Here is a 1,114-nt window from a genome sequence, read left to right on the forward strand (position 1 = left end):
CGGTTCTTTCAAGAGGTCGGAGGCGTATTCCAAACCATGGTCTACGACAACATGAAAGTGGCCGTGAAACGCTTTGTGGGCACAGAGAAGGAACCGACAGAGGGACTCTTGCAATTATCGATCTACTACGGTTTCCTCCATCGGTTCTGCAATGTTCGCAGTGGTAACGAAAAAGGCCACGTGGAGCGCAGCGTAGAAGTGGTTCGTCGAAAAGCGTTCGCTTTCCGGGATACGTTCGAAACGTTGGAGGAGGCCAATGCATATCTGCTGGAAGTGTGTAGCAAGCAGAACGGCAAACCCCAGGATTCTCGCGACGGCAGATCCGCCGCGGCATGCCTGGAGCAGGAACGCTCTCATCTGCTGGCCCTGCCGCCCATGTTCGATGCAGCCCGTACAGTGTACGCAAGGGTGGGCAAGTATGCCACGGTGGTCGTGGATCAGAACCATTATTCGGTGCCGGATCATTTGGTCGGGCAGATGATCCTGGTGAAAACGTATTCGACCAAAATCCAATGTTTCCATCAGGAGGTCAAAGTGGCTGAGCATGTTCGCTTGACCGGGAAGCACGAGTGGCGCCTGGAACTGGGGCACTATCTCGACACGCTAAAAAAGAAGCCTGGCGCATTAGCCGGTAGCACGGCGCTGCAGCAGGCAAACAGCAAAATCAAAGATATTTACGCAGCCTATTATACCAAGCGGGAGAAAGATTTTATAGATCTAATGCTCTATCTTCGTGACGGTACAGCGCTTTCGGAGGTGGAACGGGCGATTGATGAGTTGTGCAGCATTCACCCCGGCCACGTCACGACGGACAAGATTAAGGTCCTGTGCGCGAAAAACCGGGAAACGCTCCCGCCTGTCATGCCGCTGTCGCAGACCACACAGGAGATCGCCGATCAGGCGAAACAGCATTTGCGTCTGTATGACGAACTGTTTCATACCCATACTCTGGAGTCGAAGGAGGTCATGGCATGAGCCAATCACCGCGTAAAGCATGGAAGGAGGCGGTCATCGAATACAGCAAGGAATTGAAATTGCCCATGATCCGCAAACATATCGAAGAGCATGTCCAGGAGGCGATGCAGCAGGATATAAGTTACGAGGAATTTCTGGC

1 protein-coding gene is annotated in these 1,114 nt (G+C 53.1%); it reads left to right on the forward strand.

The window, feature by feature from the left end; all coding sequences use genetic code 11:
- The coding region (locus C230_RS18775; protein WP_018130075.1) for a Mu transposase domain-containing protein at nt 1-975 on the forward strand (975 nt) is incomplete at its 5' end.
- Between the last annotated feature and the right edge of the window lie 139 nt (nt 976-1,114).

Origin of the sequence: Effusibacillus pohliae DSM 22757 (assembly GCF_000376225.1) — a bacterium.
GTDB lineage: Bacteria > Bacillota > Bacilli > Tumebacillales > Effusibacillaceae > Effusibacillus > Effusibacillus pohliae.